The sequence below is a fragment of the Stenotrophomonas sp. SrG genome, from assembly GCF_050031795.1.
GTDB lineage: Bacteria > Pseudomonadota > Gammaproteobacteria > Xanthomonadales > Xanthomonadaceae > Stenotrophomonas > Stenotrophomonas rhizophila_A.
Genome location: NZ_JBNBBE010000001.1, coordinates 330,844 through 347,722, shown reverse-complemented (window position 1 = coordinate 347,722; position 16,879 = coordinate 330,844). Strand labels below are relative to the sequence as shown.

Genomic DNA, 16,879 nt, shown 5'->3' with positions numbered 1-16,879 from the left:
TATCTCGGCCACCACCCCGGCCTGGCCCAGGTAGTGCGGGTTGCCCTGGACCATCACCCGCGGTTTGAGGTGGCTGATGGTGTCGGCATACAGGCCGCCCAGGCTGGACAGCACGTCCGGATGGGCGCTGTCGTTCAGCTCGGCGGCCTGGCGCTGGGCACGGGCGATGCCCTGGCTGACCTGCTCGACCACGGCGTCCTCGCGCACGAAGCGGCGCTCCAGCTGCAGCACGGCCAATGCCAGCCGCGGCAGGATCTCGTCCTGGCCCTGGTTGCGGAAATAGTTGTGCAGCAGGCGCAGGCCCGGGGCCAGGTTGGCGGCGCTGCCGTAGATGGCCTGCGGGCTGTCAGCGTTGATCCGGAACACGCTGTCGATGGCGGTGCGGACCACGCTGGCCTCGGAATGGCCGGTTTCGGCGATGCGGCGCACCTGCTGCAGCGCCTGGGCGATGCCAGCCAGGGCAAGGACGCGGTCGTCGACGGAAAAACTCATGCAGCAGATACCTCGAAGGGGGAAGGGGCGGTGCGCAGGCGCTGCTCCAGCGGCGCATCGGTGGCGGCGATCACCGCGCCACCCAGGCAGACCTCGTCGTCATACAACACCAGGGATTGCCCGGGGGTGACGGCACGCTGCGGCCGCGCGAAACGCACGTCCACGCTGCCATCGTCGCGCACCCGCACCGTGCAGGGCTCGTCCGGCTGGCGGTAGCGGGTCTGCGCGGTGCACTCGAATTCGCGCGCAGGCGGTGCGCCGGCGATCCAGTGGGCAGTTTCCGAATGCAGGCGGGTCGACTGCAGCCACGGGCTTTCGCGGTCCTGGTCAACGTACAGCACGTTGCTGGCCACGTCCTTGCCCACCACGTACCACGGGGCCGCCGGGCGGCCCCGCACGCCGCCGATGTTCAGGCCCTCGCGCTGGCCCAGGGTGAAATAGAACACCCCGGGGTGCTCGGCGATGCGGTTGCCGTCCGGGTCCTGGATTTCACCGGTACGCGCCGGCAGGTAACGCCCCAGGAATTCGCGGAAGTCCCGCTCGCCGATGAAGCAGATGCCGGTGGAGTCCTTCTTGGCGTGGGTCGGCAGGCGCGCATCGCGGGCAATGCGGCGCAGGTCGTTCTTCTGCAGGTCGCCGATCGGGAACAGGGTGGCGGCCAGCTGGGCCTGGCCCAGCTGGTGCAGGAAGTAGCTCTGGTCCTTGCTGCGGTCGGCACCGCGCAGCAGTGCCCAGCGCCCGCCCACCTGGGCCACGCGGGCGTAGTGGCCGGTGGCGATGCGTTCGGCGCCCAGCTCGCGGGCCGCGTCCAGGAAGTGCTTGAACTTCACTTCGCGGTTGCACAGCACGTCCGGGTTGGGGGTGCGCCCGGCCGCGTATTCGGCCAGGAAGTGTTCGAACACGCCCTGCCAGTATTCGCTGGAGAAGTCGCGGAAGTGGAACGGAATGTCGAGCAGGCCGCACACGGCGACCGCATCGCGGCGGTCGTCTTCGGCGCGGCAATCGCCGCTGCCGTCGTCGGCCCAGTTCTGCATGAACAGCCCGGCCACCGGCTCGCCCTGCTGGACCAGCCGCCAGGCGGCCACGGACGAATCCACGCCGCCGGAAACGCCGACCATGATGCGCGGGATGCTCATGCAACCTCCTTCACGATCGACAGCGGGTGGCGCTGGCCCGCCAGGAAGTCGGCAACGACCTGCCAGACCAGCGGACTGCGCAGCCGCGAGGGCTCGGCCAGCAGCTCGGCCGGGTCCAGCCACAGCGCGCGCAGGATGCCGGTGTCCAGCGGTCGGGCCGGGTCATGCGAGATCGGCTCGGCCGCGTAGGCGAAGCGCAGGAACGGCGTGCCGTCGGGCGCGGTCCACTGGTAGGTGCCGATGAAGGCGGTCAGCCGCACCGTCCAGCCCGATTCTTCCAGGGTCTCGCGCACGGCGGCGGCGGCCAGGCTTTCACCCGGCTCCAGGTGCCCGGCCGGCTGGTTGAGCACCGCACGGCCGTCGATGGCTTCTTCCACCAGCAACAGGCGCCCGTCCCGCACCACCACGGTGGCCACGGTCACGTGCGGCGCCCAGCGCAGGTCCTGCACTTCGTTCACGTCAGTATTCGTCCGTTCCAGTCAGTTCAAGTTCCATCGCATCGGCGGTGTTCATCGCCGCCTCGATGGCCTCGCTCAGGGCGTCCGCGCTGGCGTTGGCATCCACCTTCACCACGAACATGGCCAGCTGCTCCTGCTTCACCCAGCCGCCCAGCTTGGCGTCCTGGGAGTCTTCCAGCAGGCGGTTGGCCACCGCGGCGGAGAACTGCTTGCCCGGCGCGTTGTAGCCCGGCGACCAGATCTCGCGGATGCGGTGCTTGCCGTACTCTTCCACGGCCGAGCGCACGAACACCAGCTGGGTGCGGTCGCCTTCGACGTCGAACACCAGCTTGTAGTCGCCGTCCTCGTCGACCTCGTAGGGGTACTTCAGCGTGTCCAGTACACGGCCGACGGCCTTGTCGGGCGTTGCGGCCTGGGCCCCGAACACGGAGGCGGTCAGCAGCAGCGCGGTGGCGATCCTTTTCATGAAATCCCTGTGAAAGTATGTATCCATGAGTGGATTGTGACGGGGGCAGGGGGCCAACGTCCAATCCGGCCGGTGCGGCGTCTATAATGTCCGGATGCCCCGCGAGCCCTCCCAAGAACCCCATCACGACCACGGCGTAGCGCTGGAACCAGCCCGCCCGGAGGTCGCGCCGCCGCCGTTCTACCAGGTGATGCTGCTGAACGACGACTACACCCCGATGGATTTCGTGGTGACCGTGCTGCAGCACTTCTTCTCGATGGATCTGGAAAAAGCCACCCAGGTGATGCTCAACGTGCACACCCGTGGCCGTGGCGTGTGCGGTGTGTTCACCCGCGAGGTCGCCGAATCGAAGGTGGCCCAGGTCAATGAGTTCTCGCGCATGAACCAGCATCCGCTGCTGTGCACGATGGAAAAAGCCGGATAACAAGGCGTTCCCGTCGCCCCCGTTTATTGATCCAGGCCCCAATGGGCCCATCACGATTCGTAGCGCCGGCCGTTGGCCGGCCCACGCATGGCCGTTTCCGGGCCCCATGCCCGTCCATGAAGGAAAGAGCGCCGGGGGCCGCCAAGGGGCGGGGGCGCCTTGCAATGGGTCGATGACGTCGCCATCACGTGTCGGCAGCCAATGCTGGCGGTGTCTGGGGCATGATCGCGCAAGTGATAACGCCATCTGAACGCACCGATCCAGTAGGGTGATGGAAATTGTGCAGGTAGGCCGCATATTGTTCTCAACTGCCGCCGGAGTAGAACATGTTCAGTAAAGACCTCGAACACACCATCGGTCAGTGCTACAAGCGCGCCCGTGAGGCCCGCCATGAGTTCATGACGGTGGAACACCTGCTGCTGGCACTGCTCGACAACCCGTCCGCCCAGGCCGTGCTCAAGGCATGCGGGGCCGACGCCGACCGCCTGCGCCAGGAGCTGGAGCAGGCCATCGAGGCCTCCGTCTCGCGCCTGGCGGAAGATGACGGCCGCGACACCCAGCCCACCCTGGGCTTCCAGCGCGTGCTGCAGCGGGCCGTGTACCACGTGCAGTCCTCGGGCAAGAAGGAGGTCACCGGCGCCAACGTGCTGGTGGCGATCTTCGGCGAAAAGGACTCCCATGCGGTCTATTACCTCAACCAGCAGGACGTGACCCGGCTGGATATCGTCAATTACCTCTCCCATGGCATCGCCAAGCTGGGCGAGGAGGGCGAAGTGCCGCCGTCGTCGGACGCTGAAGGGCGCGCCGAGGGTGGCGATGGCGAAGGCAAGGGCGATGCCCTGGCCGAGTTCGCCAGCAACCTCAACGAAGCGGCGCGCAACGGCCGGATCGACCCGCTGGTCGGCCGCCGCGACGAAATCGAGCGCACCATCCAGGTTCTGTGCCGCCGCCGCAAGAACAACCCGCTCTACGTGGGCGAGGCCGGCGTGGGCAAGACCGCCATTGCCGAAGGCCTGGCCAAGCGCATCGTGGAAGGTACGGTGCCCGACGTGCTGGCCGATGCGGTCATCTACTCGCTCGACCTGGGCGCGCTGGTGGCCGGCACCAAGTACCGCGGCGATTTCGAGAAGCGCCTGAAGGGCGTGCTGACCGCGCTGAAGAAGATGCCCAACGCGGTGCTGTTCATCGACGAGATCCACACCATCATCGGTGCCGGGTCGGCGTCGGGCGGCACCATGGACGCCTCCAACCTGATCAAGCCGGCGCTGGCCTCCGGCGAGCTGCGCTGCATCGGCTCGACCACCTTCCAGGAATACCGCGGCATCTTCGAGAAGGACCGGGCGCTGGCCCGTCGCTTCCAGAAGATCGACATCGTCGAGCCGACCGTCGGCGAGACCTACGAGATCCTGCAGGGCCTCAAGCCCAAGTACGAGGCGCACCACGGCGTGACCTATGCCGATGATGCGCTGCAGGCGGCGGTGGACCTGTCGGTGAAGCACATCGGCGACCGTCTGCTGCCGGACAAGGCCATCGACGTGATCGATGAAGCCGGTGCCCGCCAGCGCCTGCTGCCGGAGGGCGAGCGCAAGGAACTGATCGACATCGAGGAAATCGAAACGATCGTGGCCAAAATGGCGCGCATTCCGGCCAAGCAGGTCAGCGCCACCGACAAGGACGTGCTGCAGCACCTGGAGCGCAACCTGAAGATGGTGATCTTCGGCCAGGACCCGGCCATCGAGACCCTGTCCTCGGCGATCAAGCTGGCCCGTTCGGGCCTGGCCAATCCGGAAAAGCCGATCGGCAACTTCCTGTTCGCCGGCCCCACCGGCGTGGGCAAGACCGAGGTGACCAAGCAGCTGGCGCTGCAGCTGGGCATCGAGCTGGTGCGCTTTGACATGAGCGAGTACATGGAGCCGCATTCGATCAGCCGCCTGATCGGTGCGCCCCCGGGCTACGTCGGCTTCGACCAGGGTGGTCTGCTCACCGAAAAGATCGTCAAGACCCCGCACTGCGTGCTGTTGCTGGACGAGGTGGAAAAGGCCCACCCGGACATCTTCAACATCCTGCTGCAGGTCATGGACCGTGGCGTGCTCACCGACACCAATGGGCGCGAAGCCAACTTCAAGAACGTGGTGCTGGTGATGACCACCAACGCCGGCGCGGCGCAGGCCTCGCGGCGGTCGATCGGCTTCACCCGGCAGGACCACGCCACCGATGCGATGGAGATCATCCGCAAGAGCTTCACGCCGGAATTCCGCAACCGCCTCGATGCGGTGGTGCAGTTCCAGCCGCTGGGCTTCGAGCACATCCTGCGCGTGGTGGACAAGTTCCTGATCGAGCTGGAAATGCTGCTGCAGGAAAAGCACGTCAGCCTGTCGGCCACCCCGACCGCGCGCGACTGGCTGGCCCGCCACGGCTTCGACCCGCTGATGGGGGCCCGCCCGATGGCGCGGGTGATCCAGGACAAGGTCAAGCGTCCGCTGGCCGACGAGCTGCTGTTCGGCAAGCTGGTCAATGGCGGCCGGGTCAGCATCGACGTGCGCGACGACGAGCTGTTCGTCGAAGCGCAGGCCGAGCCGGAGCGGCTGCTGCCGGCAACGGTCGAATGACCGGCAGGCCACGACCGTTGGCCGTGGCTCCTTGAACGCAAAAACGCCCCGGTTGGGGCGTTTTTGTTGGGTCCCGCTCAGCGCTTGGCGCGGGATGCGAACGCCTCTGCGCTGATCGGCTCAAGCCGGGCGACATCGCAGCTGCCGGTGTCGGTGCGCAGCTTGCTGGCGCGTGCCCCGCACAGCTGGCCCTCGTTGCTGGGGGTGGCAAACTCGAGCTTTCGCGAGAAGCTGGCCTGGCTGCAGCTGTTCTGGAAATGGACGATGTAGTGATCGGTGCCGTTGCGCAGCAGGATGCTGCGATCGGCGCCCTTGCGGACCAGCTGCTGGTCGCTGGACAGGGTGATGCAATCGGAGGCCGCCGGGGTGGCGGCAGCTGGCGCAGTCTGCGCCGATGCCGTAGCGGCTGCGCTGGAAACAACCAACAGGCAAAGCGCGATCAGGGTCTTCATGGCGGGGGCCAGTGGGTCACGATCCGGAGTGGACCGTAGACCACAGTGCCTGCGTTCGGTCGGTGGCGAATCTGCATCAAGGCAGGCTGACTGATGTCAGGGTGCCGTGGGGCAGGGTGACTGCCGGCACGGTGGGCGCAGCTGAATGGCGCCCACGCAAAAAGGCCAGCGCAGGGCCGGCCTTTGATCGCGTCTTCCGGAGAAGCCGCCCTGCCGCTTACTTCATGCGGTAGGTGATGCGACCCTTGGTCAGGTCGTAGGGCGTCATTTCAACCTTGACACGGTCGCCCGTCAGGATGCGGATGTAGTTCTTGCGCATGCGGCCGGAGATGTGGGCGATGATTTCATGCCCGTTTTCCAGTCGAACGCGGAAAGTGGTGTTCGGCAGCGTCTCGCTGACGGTGCCTTCGAACTCGATGGAGTCGTCTTTCGACATGTAGTCCTGTGCAGTTCTATAAACGGCCGAGCTGGCCTTAAGAGCGGGCATTTTACGCGCATCTCCCCCGGGATGCAAAGATTGCGTTAACCGTCCGCCTCAGGCCAATGATGCGGCGGAAACGTCGCCAAACCGCTCCGTCCACCCCCCGGGCGGCTCTGCGGCCTGCACCTGCTCCCGCACCACCCCCAGGAACCGCTCCCGTGGCCAATGCTCGGCGCCCATCCGCAGCAGGTGGTCGTTTTCCACCTGTGCATCGATCAATGGCCACCCCCACGACGACAGCCGGTGGGCCAACCCGGCCAGCGCCACCTTGGAGCCGCCGCTGGCCGCGCTGAACATGCTTTCGCCGAAGAACATCCGGCCGATGGCCACCCCGTAGATCCCGCCCACCAGGCGGTCGCCGTCCAGCACCTCGATCGAATGGGCGAAGCCGAGGGCATGCAGCGCCACATAGGCCTCGATCATGTCCCGGGTAATCCAGGTCCCGTCCTGCCCCGGGCGCGGGCTGGCCGCGCAGGCCTCGATCACCTCGCGGAAGCGTGTATCGGCACGCAGCAGCCAGCTGCTGGCGCGCAGGCTGCGGCGGAAGCGCGAGGACAGGTGGACGCCCTCGGTGCGGAACACCATGCGCGGGTCCGGCGACCACCACAGCAGCGGCTGGCCCTGCGAGAACCACGGGAAGATGCCACCGGCGTAGGCATTGAGCAGGCGCACCGGCGAGAGGTCGCCGCCGAGTGCCAGCAAGCCATCGGGATCGCGCAGCGCGGTTTCGGCCGGCGGGAAGGGGGCGTCCGGCCGGTCGTCCAGTCGCCAGGGCAGGTGCCGGGTCATGGGGAGTCGATGGCTTTGAAGGGGGTGTGCTCCGCCAGCAGCTGCGCATAGCGCTGCACTTCCTCGCGCTCCTGCGCGCACCAGCCTGCAAGGGCGGCGGCGAACGCGGGCTCGGCCAGCCAGTGCCGGCTGCGCACCGGGTGTGGCAGGAAGCCACGCGCCAGCTTGTGCTCACCCTGCGCGCCGGGCTCGAAACGGGTGAGCCCTTCGCGCAGGCAGTACTCGATACCCTGGTAGTAGCAGGTTTCAAAGTGCAGGCCGGGCAGGGTGGCGCCGCCCCAGTAGCGCCCGTACAGGGTGTCGCCACCGCGCAGGCACAGCGCGCCGGCGATCGGCTGGCCCTCCAGCATGGCCAGGAAGATCACCAGCTGGCGCGGCATTGCCGTCGCCAGGTGCTGCAGGAAGGGCAGGGTCAGTGCCGGCGAATTGCCGTACTCACTGAAGGTCTGCAGGTAGAAGTCGTGCATGGCCTGCAGGTCGGCGTCGGTGGCTTCATCGCCGTGCACGATCCGGTAGCTCACCCCGGTGCGGGCCAGCTTGGCGCGCTCCTGGCGAATGTTCTTGCGGTGCTTGTGGTCCATCGTCGCCAGGAAGCTGCTGAAGTCGGTCCAGTTGCCCGGGTTGTGCCACTGGAACTGGATGTCCTCGCGCAGCAGCCAGTCCGCGCCGAACGCGGCGTCGTCTTCGGCCAGGTGGAAGTTCACGTGCGCCGACGACCAGCCCATGCGGGCGACCTCGGCGCGCAGGGTCTCCACCAGCGCGCGAGCGGTCTCCGCATCCTTCGCCAGCAGGCGCGGCCCGCTCACCGGCGAGTAAGGCACCGCGCCCAGCCACTTCGGGAAATACGCCAGCCCGTGGCGGGCATAGGCGTTGGCCCAGGCGTGATCGAACACGAACTCGCCATGCGAGTTGTCCTTCAGGTAACCCGGTACCGCCCCGATCAGCTGGCCGCTCTCCCACAGGGTGAAGTGGCGTGGCCGCCAGCCCCATTCCGCACGCAGGCAGCCGTGTTCCTCCAGCCCCTGCAGGAACGCATGACTGACGAACGGGTTGCGGCCGTCGTGCAGCGCATCCCAGTTGGCGGCGGGCAGGTCGGTGAGGCGATGAAGGAAGCGTATATCGGGCATGGCTGAAGGATAGGGCAGGCCGATGGAAAACGGGGTGTTTTAGGTGGCGTTGATCGGCTTGCGGTAACCGATAAGAAAGTCGTTCAGTAAACGCCGGGAAGCGTGCGTTGGCGCGCGTTCGTGCGGCCATGAAGGGAGGAGATTTCAAGTCGCGCCGAACTGTTGGCGCGAATCTCAGTCGACTCAGGAGCTTCGTCGTGATCAAGTGCAGTGGCCTCAACCGTCTCTTCTCCGCTTCAATGCTTGCCGTCGGCGCGTGTTGCGGCTTCGCCCCGACCCCGCTTCATGCAGTTGAGGTCTTGGCGCCAGAAAGCAATATGGAGCTGGATATGCTCCTCACGCGTGCAGCCAGCGATCTGGTGGGGCGTATAGAGCTGCTTGAGGGGCAGGCGAGAAGCAGGCATGTCAGTGCGTCGGTGGATCTTTCGCAAAAGGTCATCACCGTGAACCTGGATCGCGGTTTCATCCCGCAGGACTACGGCCCTGCATTTGAAGATCAACGCAGCATCATCAACAACGCGCTGTTGTCAGTCACCGAGCGATTCCTGCATGTTTCGCAGGTCAAATACCTTTACGGTGGATTCGACGTCTACCACTATTTTCCAGAGGTCAAGGAGGAGGATGATGCGGCTCGAAAGGCCGGGGAGCGCATCCGCCGTGAAAAGCAGGGACGAGAGCGATCGGGGCAGGTCGCGGGGTCTGGCGTGGCATTCGTGGCGGCAGGGCATGGATACTGCTTCGACCATAAGGACCGAGCATGGAAGACGCAACGAGACCCCCATAACGGCGTGATGGAGGGCATGCTGACGCCCACCTATGCCGCTGAGCTGAAAAGCGTCATCGAACTTCGCTCTCAGATGCCTGTGATCCGGCCTCGCGTCCAAGATGGGACGGGGACTCACCCGGAGAGTGGGCAGGAGTGGTGGCGGATGGCTGCGCGCTATTCGGTCGCGGCGCAGTACCCGGGCAATCCTGAGATATGGAATACCCATGAAGGGAGTGCTGCAAGTGATCGCGAGTACAAAGAGGACATCAACACTCGACCACTGCTTGCCAATCATCTGGGTGCAGAATTCGCCATCCACCTGCACAGCAATGCAGATGATCACGGTACGGCAAGGGGTGCCCGTGTCATCGTCCAGCCCGGGCGTCCCTCAGATGCAGCGCTGGGAGCGAGCGTTCTATGTGCAATGAAAGAACTGATTCAAAGTACTCCCGGCTACGAGTCGTTCGTCGTAGCGCCTGCGCCTCATTCCGAGGATAAGGGCGAAAACCGTCTGACCACCATGCCCTCCATCATCGTCGAGACGGCGTTCCATACGCATCCGGAAGGTGCGGCGGCACTATTGGACCCGGTGTTCCGTGCGGCTTCGATGAAGGGGGTTGAGAAGGGCCACCGTCTGTTCCGTGATGGCAAGGACTGTACGCCGCTGGCCCTGTCAAAGATTGATCGCGTTACTGTTCCTGCGAATGGGGCGGCAGAGACCAGCGTTCGTTTCGACGGCCATCCACAGTTCCCAGTAACCCTCACCTTCACGCCTGTCTACTGCACCCAGCCGGGCGCCTGCAGGGCGGAAGTGAAGACGATTACGGAGGCGTCTGCCTCACCCATCAAGGTGCAGATGTCCTGCGAAGGGAGCGGCTACGGCATGGTCAACTGGAGCACGGTCATGCGCGATGCCGACGGCGTCACTTCCGGCCCCGTCGAGCACTGGATGACATGCGAGAGCAGCAGTTGATTTGGCAGTTCCATTGACATGCAGAAGGTCGGCGCGGTGCGCCGGCTTTCGCAGAACAAGCGTGACTTAGTCTTGGGCGCGGGCAATGTCCGCGAGCGCCTTGGTGATGAACGCAGGGTCGCCGTCACTCTCAAGGATGCAGGCATCCAGATAGGCCGCCATTTCTTCGGGGGTGCGAAGATGATCTGCTACGTCGAACGCTTGTGTATTGATCTTCTCTGTCACAGCTGCCTGGCTCCGAGGCGCTTCTCGATGCGTCGATGCTTCACCTGTCCAGCGTAGCCGTAAGGTCGTGTGGCGAGCATTGCAAACAGTTGCGTATGACCAGAAACGAAGAAGGCCGGCGCTGGGCGCCGGCCTTCCTGGGGTGTTTCAGGTGCCGCCGATCAGCTCAGCTCGCCCTTCGCGTCCAGGTAGCGCTCCGCGTCCAGCGCGGCCATGCAGCCGAAGCCGGCCGAGGTGATGGCCTGGCGGTAGTGCTGGTCGGCCACGTCGCCGGCGGCGAACACGCCTTCCACCGAGGTCTGGGTGGCGTTGCCGCCCAGGCCGGAGCGGATGTCCAGGTAACCGTTGTTCATGGTCAGCTGGCCCTCGAACAGGCTGGTGTTGGGGTGGTGGCCGATGGCCACGAAGAAGCCGTGGGCGTCGATGTCGCGGGTGCTGCCGTCCAGGGTGGACTTCACCCGCACGCCGGTGACGCCGGCTTCGTTGCCCAGCACTTCGTCCACCTGGTGGTGCCACACGGTCTCGATCTTGCCCGAAGCGACCTTGGCGAACAGCTTGTCCTGCATGATCTTTTCCGCCTTGAGGGTGTCGCGGCGGTGGACCAGGTAGACCTTGCGGGCGATGTTGGACAGGTACAGCGCCTCTTCCACGGCGGTGTTGCCGCCGCCGACCACGACCACGTCCTGGTCACGGTAGAAGAAGCCGTCGCAGGTGGCGCAGGCCGACACGCCGCGGCCCTTGAAGGCCTCTTCGGTGGGAATGCCCAGGTACTTGGCGGTGGCGCCAGTGGCGATGATCAGGGCGTCGCAGGTGTACTCGGCGCTGTCGCCGATCAGCTTGAACGGACGCTGGGTCACATCGGCGGTGTGGATGTGGTCGAAGATCACTTCGGTCTCGAAGCGCTCGGCGTGGGCCTGCATGCGCGCCATCAGGTCCGGGCCCATCAGGCCATGGGCGTCGCCCGGCCAGTTGTCCACTTCGGTGGTGGTCATGAGCTGGCCGCCCTGCTGCAGGCCGGTGATCACCACCGGGTTCAGGTTGGCGCGGGCGGCGTAGACCGCTGCCGTCCAGCCGGCCGGGCCGGAACCGAGGATGACGAGCTTCTGGTGGCGGGAAGGCTTGGAATTGCTCATGTAGACTCGCAAAGAGATGATGGGGCGGGGCGCTGGGGAAAGATTGCCCGGCGTCCAAGACAGGTCATAGAGTGGCGGCAGGGGTCGCCCGATTCAAGGCGAGCGGTGGAACGGCGCAACCCAGCCGGTGGTGGTTGGCGTGCCGTCAGTCGTTTATTATCAAGCACTAACAGTGCATTCCCAAGGTCTGGTCTAAGGTGGCGAAACAGGTCCCGGAACGATCCAAGTCTCCCGACGGCAAAGCGGCGTCGCGCCGTGCTGCGGCTGCGGCGCCGGTCGAAAATCCCCGTCGGCAGCGCCTGTGGCGCGACCTCGGCCTGATCGCGATCGCCCCGGCGTTGCTGTATCTGGTCGCCAGCCTGTTCACCTATTCGGCGAGCGATCCAGGCTGGTCGCATACCGGCAGCGTGGTGGCGCCCATCCACAACATGGGCGGCCGGGTCGGCGCCTGGGTGGCCGATGTGCTGCTGCAGCTGTTCGGTTACATGGCGTTCCTGCTGCCGATCGTGCTGGGCGCGCTGGCGTGGTTCGCCATGTTCGGGCTCAAGCGTGAGAGCAAGGGCGAGCACGACCTGGACCCGGCGCTGCGGCTGGTCGGCCTGGTCGGCTTCCTGATTGCCGGCACCGGCTTCCTGCACCTGCGGCTGTTCAGTGGCGATGTGGGCCATGCCGGCGGCATCCTCGGCCGGCTGGTGGGCAATTCGCTCAGTGCCGGGTTCGGCGCGCTCGGCGCGAACCTGTTCGTGCTGGTGCTGCTGCTGGCTTCGATCACCCTGGCCACCGGCATTTCGTGGTTCGTGGTGATGGAGAAGATCGGCCGCGCGGTGCTTGCGCTGCCGCCGCTGCTCAGCAAGAAGAAGGAGCAGGCCACCGAGTGGCAGCAGACCCGCGCCATGCGCGAGGAGCGCCAGGAAGTGCGCAAGGTGGACGCCGAGGTGCGCGCCAAGCGCGAACCGGTCAAGATCGAGCCGCGTCCGGAACCGGTGCTGGAAAAGAGCGACCGCGCCAAGCGCGAAACCCAGATTCCGATGTTCCGCGGCGTCAATGGCGATGGCTCGGACCTGCCGCCGCTGGCGCTGCTGGATGATCCCAAGCCGCAGCCCAAGGGCTACGACGAGGAGACGCTGGAAACGCTGTCGCGCCAGATCGAGTTCAAGCTCAAGGACTTCCGCATCGACGCGCAGGTGGTCGGCGCATATCCCGGCCCGGTGATCACCCGCTTCGAGATCGAGCCGGCACCGGGCATCAAGGTCAGCCAGATCAGCTCGCTGGACAAGGACATCGCCCGCGGCCTGTCGGTCAAGTCGGTGCGCGTGGTGGATGTGATTCCGGGCAAGTCGGTGGTGGGTCTTGAGATCCCCAACGTCACCCGCGAAATGATCTACCTGTCCGAACTACTGCGCTCCAAGGAGTACGACAAGTCGGCCAGCCCGCTCACCCTGGCGCTCGGCAAGGACATCGCCGGCCGCCCGACCGTGGCCGACCTGGCGCGCATGCCCCACCTGCTGGTGGCCGGTACCACCGGCTCGGGCAAGTCGGTGGCGGTCAACGCCATGGTGCTGAGCCTGCTGTACAAGGCCTCGCCCAAAGACCTGCGGATGCTGATGATCGACCCCAAGATGCTCGAACTGAGCGTCTACCAGGGCATTCCGCACCTTCTGGCGCCGGTGGTCACCGACATGAAGGAAGCCGCCAACGGCCTGCGCTGGTGCGTGGCCGAAATGGAACGGCGCTACAAGCTGATGAGCGCGGTGGGCGTGCGCAACCTGGCCGGCTTCAACAAGAAGGTCAAGGACGCCGAAGACGCCGGCCAGCCGTTGATGGACCCGCTGTTCAAGCCGAACCCGGAGCTGGGCGAAGCCCCGCGCCCGCTGGAGACGCTGCCGTTCATTGTCATCTTCATCGACGAATTCGCCGACATGATGATGATCGTCGGCAAGAAGGTCGAAGAGCTGATCGCGCGCCTGGCACAGAAGGCGCGTGCGGCCGGCATCCACCTGATCCTGGCCACCCAGCGTCCGTCGGTGGATGTGATCACCGGCCTGATCAAGGCCAACATCCCGACCCGCATCGGCTTCCAGGTCAGCTCCAAGATCGATTCGCGCACCATCCTGGACCAGTCCGGCGCCGAAACGCTGCTGGGCCACGGCGACATGCTGTACCTGCCGCCCGGCACCGCATTGCCTGACCGTGTGCACGGCGCGTTCGTTTCCGACGAGGAAGTGCACCGCGTGGTCGAACACCTCAAGGCCAGCGGCCCGGCCGACTACATCAGCGGCGTGCTGGACGAAGTGCAGATGATGGGCGATGGCGTGGTGGTGGGTGCCGGTGGCCTGCCCGAGTCCAGCGGGGCGGCAGGGGATGAATCGGATCCGCTGTACGACGAAGCTGTGCGGATCGTGACCGAAACCCGCCGCGCCTCGATTTCCGGTGTGCAGCGCCGGCTGAAGATCGGCTACAACCGCGCCGCGCGTCTGATCGAAGCCATGGAGATGGCCGGCGTGGTCAGCCCACCCGAACACAACGGCGACCGCAGCGTGCTTGCGCCGCCCCCGCCGAAGTAACGCCGGAACCGCAATGATCCGCATGACATGGATGACCGCGTGCACGCTGGCGTTGGCGCCCCTGCTGGTGTCGGCCCAGGCGGTCGCCCCGGCCCCGGTTCCGGCGCCTGCGATGGCACCGGCACCGGCCCCGCCGGCCGCCCCCAGCGATACCCAGGCCAGCAACAACTTCAGCTTCGTCAGCTACCGCGCCGATTACGTGGTGCGCGCTGACGCCGGCAACGTGCAGACCGAGTCCTACGACATCCTGCTCAAGACCAAGGCAGCGGTGGAGCAGTTCAGCCAGGTGCGGCTGAGCTACAGCGAGAAGATGGAAACGCTGGAGGTGCTGTCGGCCTACACCCTGACCGCCGACGGCCAGCGCCGTGACGTGCCGGCCGACCGCATCTACACCCAGGAGAGCTACTCCAGCGCCGCGGCGGCCATGTACGCCGACCGCAAGGTGCGGGTGGTGGTGTTCCCCAACCTGGCGCCGGGTACCCGGGTGGTCTACCAGACCCGCCGCACCCAGACCCAGCCGTACTTCCCGGGCTACTTCAGCCTGTGGGAAACCTTCAGCGGGTTCTCGCAGTACGACGATGCGCAGGTCACCCTGAGCGCGCCGGCCTCCCTGCCGATGTACGTGCAGCAGCGGGGCGTGCAGGGCAGCCAGAAACCCGTCATCCGGAATGGGCAGGCGACCTGGGCCTGGCGCTACCGCCGCCCGGACCCGATGCCGGTGCAGATCTGGACCGCAGCGCCGTGGGAGTTCAGCCCGACCATCATGGCCAGCACCTACCGCGACTGGGCGCAGGTGGCGCAGGCCTACCAGCTCAAGGGCGGCGAGGCGGCACGGGTGACCCCGGGGATCCAGGCGCTGGCCGACGAGGTCACCCGCGGCATCGTCGACCGCCGTGAACAGGCTGCCGCGCTGTACCGCTGGGTGTCGCAGAACATCCGCTACGTGGCGGTGTACCTGGGCAACGGCGGGCTGGAGCCGAACCCGGCGCAGAGCATCCTCGACAACCACTACGGCGACTGCAAGGACCACGTGGTGATCCTGGAAGCGTTGCTGGCCGCGCGCGGCATCGACAGCACCGCGGTCCTGATTGGTGCTGGCGGCGGCCCGACCCTGCCGGACATTCCCCTGCTGGGGCGGTTCAACCACGCCATCACCTACATCCCCGAGTTCGACCTGTACCTGGATTCCACCAGCGCGTATGCGCGCTTTGGCCAGCTGCCCGACGGCGACCTCGGTGCGCCGGTGCTGCACACGCGCCAGGCCAGGGTGGCGCGCACCCCGGCCAACGATGCCGCGCGCAACGGCAGCGGTTTCGAGGTCACCTTCCGCTTCGACCCGGACGGCAACCTGCAGGGCCAGACCGTGCAGCAGCCGCGCGAAGTGGGCGAGATCGGCATGCGCGGCGCGTTCGCCCGGCTCAACGCGCAGAACCGGGCGCGGGTGGAGGAATCGATCATGGCCTCATCCGGCTTCGACGGCAGCGGCACGCTGACCCTGCTGGGCGACCCGCAGGACCTGACCCGGCCGTTCAACTACCGCTACGATTTCCACGCCCGTGATTACGTCGATTTCGGCGTGGTCGGTGGCATGGTGCTGCCGGACCCGCCCGGTGGCGAGTCGTTCCGTGACATCTACACCACCACGTCGGCCCCGGACAACGCCACCCCGTTCTACTGCAACGACACCCTGCGCCAGGAAACCTACCGGCTGGAGTTCCCTGCCGGGGTGCCGATCGTGGCGATGCCGCGCAACCAGCAGTTCCGTAATGCGGCCGGGGAGTACGCGCTTGAGTGGAGCCGCGAAGGGCAGGCCATCGTCGCCCGCCACCGCCTGCACCAGAACGCGGTGCGCGGCGCGGATGCGCTGTGCCAGCCGGGCGACTATGCTGCGTTCCGCGAGCTGTACCAGCAGGTGCGGCGCGGCTTCCGAGGGCAGGTGGTCTACGGCGACCTGCGCACGGTGCAATCCGTCCCCTGACCCCCCATTCAGGATGACCTCGGCACACTGCCGGCCATCCTTACAACATTCATTGGATACCCGTATGCAGAGCACTTTCCGCCGCTGTCTTGTCGCCGCCACGCTGGTCTGCGCCAGTGTCGGGTCGGTGTCTGCCTGGGCCGGCGCCCGCGATGAGCTGACCACGTTCACCAAGGGCCTGAAGGGCCTGGACGGCAAGTTCGAGCAGAAGGTGTTCGACAGCAAGGGCAAGGTGAAGGAAACCACCAGTGGCAGCGTGGCGTTGTCGGTGCCGAACCAGTTCCGCTGGGAGTACAAGGTGCCGCACGAGCAGCTGATCATTGCCGACGGCAGGAATGTGTGGGTGTACGAGCCGGACCTGCAGCAGGCGACCAAGCGGGTGCAGGGCGCCGAGGAACAGAACAGCCCGCTGATCGCGCTGATCACCCCGGCGCTGCTGGAAAAGCAGTACGACGTCAGCGAAGAGGCCGCGCCGCGCGATGGCCTGCAGTGGCTGTCGCTGACCCCGAAGCGTGAAACCGAAACGTCGTTCCAGTACGCCGCGCTGGGCTTCAACGCGCAGGGCCTGGCCCGCATGGAAGTGACCGATGCGGTGAACCAGCGCACGGTGATCTCGTTCAAGGACTGGAAGCGGAACCCGGCGTTCCCGAAAACCACCTTCACGTTCACGCCGCCGAAGGGCACCGACGTCATCGGCAACTGAGCGTAGCCGGGCAGGGCCCGGCGCTGCGTCATTCGGTCATACAATAGCGGCGTGGCCAGAAACCGAACGACATTCAATGAACCCGATCTGCTGACGGTGGATC

Annotated in this window: 16 protein-coding genes; 6 read left to right on the top strand and 10 right to left on the bottom strand. The window is 66.2% G+C overall.

Annotated elements, in window-relative coordinates; genetic code table 11:
* The 4 genes from ACQG3P_RS01480 to ACQG3P_RS01465 all read right to left on the bottom strand — a co-directional run.
* On the bottom strand, nt 1–492 hold a 492-nt coding region (locus ACQG3P_RS01480; protein WP_426804001.1), incomplete at its 3' end, for a DUF489 family protein.
* The gene (gene mnmA, locus ACQG3P_RS01475; protein WP_426804000.1) at nt 489–1,628 is read right to left on the bottom strand and encodes a tRNA 2-thiouridine(34) synthase MnmA; all 1,140 of its coding nucleotides are present in this window, start codon (nt 1,626–1,628) and stop codon (nt 489–491) included. The genes mnmA and ACQG3P_RS01480, both read right to left, overlap by 4 nt.
* Nucleotides 1,625–2,086, bottom strand: coding sequence for an NUDIX hydrolase (locus tag ACQG3P_RS01470; RefSeq protein ID WP_320458637.1), 462 nt, complete (start codon nt 2,084–2,086; stop codon nt 1,625–1,627). Before ACQG3P_RS01470 ends, mnmA begins: the two co-directional genes overlap by 4 nt.
* A 1-nt stretch (nt 2,087) precedes the next feature.
* Nucleotides 2,088–2,552, bottom strand: a complete 465-nt coding sequence (locus ACQG3P_RS01465) for a hypothetical protein (protein ID WP_426803999.1) — start codon at nt 2,550–2,552, stop codon at nt 2,088–2,090.
* Between the two features lie 94 nt (nt 2,553–2,646).
* Between ACQG3P_RS01465 and clpS the strand changes: the two genes are divergently transcribed.
* Entirely contained in the window at nt 2,647–2,976 is a 330-nt protein-coding gene (gene clpS, locus ACQG3P_RS01460; RefSeq protein WP_068851786.1) for an ATP-dependent Clp protease adapter ClpS, read from the top strand.
* A 326-nt stretch (nt 2,977–3,302) separates the two neighbouring features.
* Entirely contained in the window at nt 3,303–5,585 is a 2,283-nt protein-coding gene (clpA, locus tag ACQG3P_RS01455) for an ATP-dependent Clp protease ATP-binding subunit ClpA (RefSeq protein WP_093536703.1), read from the top strand.
* Nucleotides 5,586–5,662: 77 nt separating this feature from the next.
* On the opposite strand, the gene ACQG3P_RS01450 is transcribed toward clpA, so the two are convergent.
* From ACQG3P_RS01450 to ACQG3P_RS01435, 4 genes are all read right to left on the bottom strand, one after another.
* On the bottom strand, nt 5,663–6,037 hold the full coding sequence (locus tag ACQG3P_RS01450) for a hypothetical protein (protein ID WP_068851791.1): 375 nt from the start codon (nt 6,035–6,037) through the stop codon (nt 5,663–5,665).
* Between the two features lie 217 nt (nt 6,038–6,254).
* The gene (gene infA, locus ACQG3P_RS01445) at nt 6,255–6,473 is read right to left on the bottom strand and encodes a translation initiation factor IF-1 (protein WP_005409596.1); all 219 of its coding nucleotides are present in this window, start codon (nt 6,471–6,473) and stop codon (nt 6,255–6,257) included.
* A gap of 99 nt (nt 6,474–6,572) precedes the next feature.
* On the bottom strand, nt 6,573–7,307 hold the full coding sequence (gene aat, locus ACQG3P_RS01440) for a leucyl/phenylalanyl-tRNA--protein transferase (protein ID WP_426803998.1): 735 nt from the start codon (nt 7,305–7,307) through the stop codon (nt 6,573–6,575).
* On the bottom strand, nt 7,304–8,434 hold the full coding sequence (locus ACQG3P_RS01435; RefSeq protein ID WP_426803997.1) for a GNAT family N-acetyltransferase: 1,131 nt from the start codon (nt 8,432–8,434) through the stop codon (nt 7,304–7,306). Before ACQG3P_RS01435 ends, aat begins: the two co-directional genes overlap by 4 nt.
* Before the next feature lie 197 nt (nt 8,435–8,631).
* Here ACQG3P_RS01435 and ACQG3P_RS01430 point away from each other — a divergent pair, with 197 nt between their 5' ends.
* Entirely contained in the window at nt 8,632–10,173 is a 1,542-nt protein-coding gene (locus tag ACQG3P_RS01430) for an N-acetylmuramoyl-L-alanine amidase (protein WP_426803996.1), read from the top strand.
* A 66-nt stretch (nt 10,174–10,239) separates the two neighbouring features.
* On the opposite strand, the gene ACQG3P_RS01425 is transcribed toward ACQG3P_RS01430, so the two are convergent.
* Nucleotides 10,240–10,398, bottom strand: a complete 159-nt coding sequence (locus ACQG3P_RS01425) for a DNA-binding protein (protein ID WP_245357263.1) — start codon at nt 10,396–10,398, stop codon at nt 10,240–10,242.
* Between the two features lie 161 nt (nt 10,399–10,559).
* A complete protein-coding gene (gene trxB, locus ACQG3P_RS01420) occupies nt 10,560–11,531 on the bottom strand; it encodes a thioredoxin-disulfide reductase (protein WP_068851800.1) in 972 nt (323 codons plus the stop codon).
* A 197-nt stretch (nt 11,532–11,728) separates the two neighbouring features.
* Here trxB and ACQG3P_RS01415 point away from each other — a divergent pair, with 197 nt between their 5' ends.
* From ACQG3P_RS01415 to lolA, 3 genes are all read left to right on the top strand, one after another.
* On the top strand, nt 11,729–14,095 hold the full coding sequence (locus tag ACQG3P_RS01415) for a DNA translocase FtsK (RefSeq protein WP_068851802.1): 2,367 nt from the start codon (nt 11,729–11,731) through the stop codon (nt 14,093–14,095).
* A 13-nt stretch (nt 14,096–14,108) separates the two neighbouring features.
* Complete coding sequence (locus ACQG3P_RS01410; protein WP_426803995.1) at nt 14,109–16,073, top strand: DUF3857 domain-containing protein; 1,965 nt, start codon at nt 14,109–14,111, stop codon at nt 16,071–16,073.
* Between the two features lie 64 nt (nt 16,074–16,137).
* Nucleotides 16,138–16,776 carry an outer membrane lipoprotein chaperone LolA gene (gene lolA, locus ACQG3P_RS01405; RefSeq protein ID WP_093536691.1) on the top strand — a complete coding sequence of 213 codons (639 nt, stop codon included), beginning with the start codon at nt 16,138–16,140 and terminating at the stop codon, nt 16,774–16,776.
* The last annotated feature ends 103 nt before the right edge of the window (nt 16,777–16,879 follow it).

Excerpts from the sequence above, each read along its gene's own strand:
- mnmA (WP_426804000.1), bottom strand. The coding sequence starts at position 1,628 with ATGAGCATCCCGCGCATCATGGTCGGCGTTTCCGGCGGCGTGGATTCG.
- ACQG3P_RS01465 (WP_426803999.1), bottom strand. The coding sequence starts at position 2,552 with ATGAAAAGGATCGCCACCGCGCTGCTGCTGACCGCCTCCGTGTTCGGG.
- clpS (WP_068851786.1), top strand. The coding sequence starts at position 2,647 with ATGCCCCGCGAGCCCTCCCAAGAACCCCATCACGACCACGGCGTAGCG.
- clpA (WP_093536703.1), top strand. The coding sequence starts at position 3,303 with ATGTTCAGTAAAGACCTCGAACACACCATCGGTCAGTGCTACAAGCGC.
- ACQG3P_RS01450 (WP_068851791.1), bottom strand. The coding sequence starts at position 6,037 with ATGAAGACCCTGATCGCGCTTTGCCTGTTGGTTGTTTCCAGCGCAGCC.
- infA (WP_005409596.1), bottom strand. The coding sequence starts at position 6,473 with ATGTCGAAAGACGACTCCATCGAGTTCGAAGGCACCGTCAGCGAGACG.
- aat (WP_426803998.1), bottom strand. The coding sequence starts at position 7,307 with ATGACCCGGCACCTGCCCTGGCGACTGGACGACCGGCCGGACGCCCCC.
- ACQG3P_RS01435 (WP_426803997.1), bottom strand. The coding sequence starts at position 8,434 with ATGCCCGATATACGCTTCCTTCATCGCCTCACCGACCTGCCCGCCGCC.
- trxB (WP_068851800.1), bottom strand. The coding sequence starts at position 11,531 with ATGAGCAATTCCAAGCCTTCCCGCCACCAGAAGCTCGTCATCCTCGGT.
- ACQG3P_RS01410 (WP_426803995.1), top strand. The coding sequence starts at position 14,109 with ATGATCCGCATGACATGGATGACCGCGTGCACGCTGGCGTTGGCGCCC.
- lolA (WP_093536691.1), top strand. The coding sequence starts at position 16,138 with ATGCAGAGCACTTTCCGCCGCTGTCTTGTCGCCGCCACGCTGGTCTGC.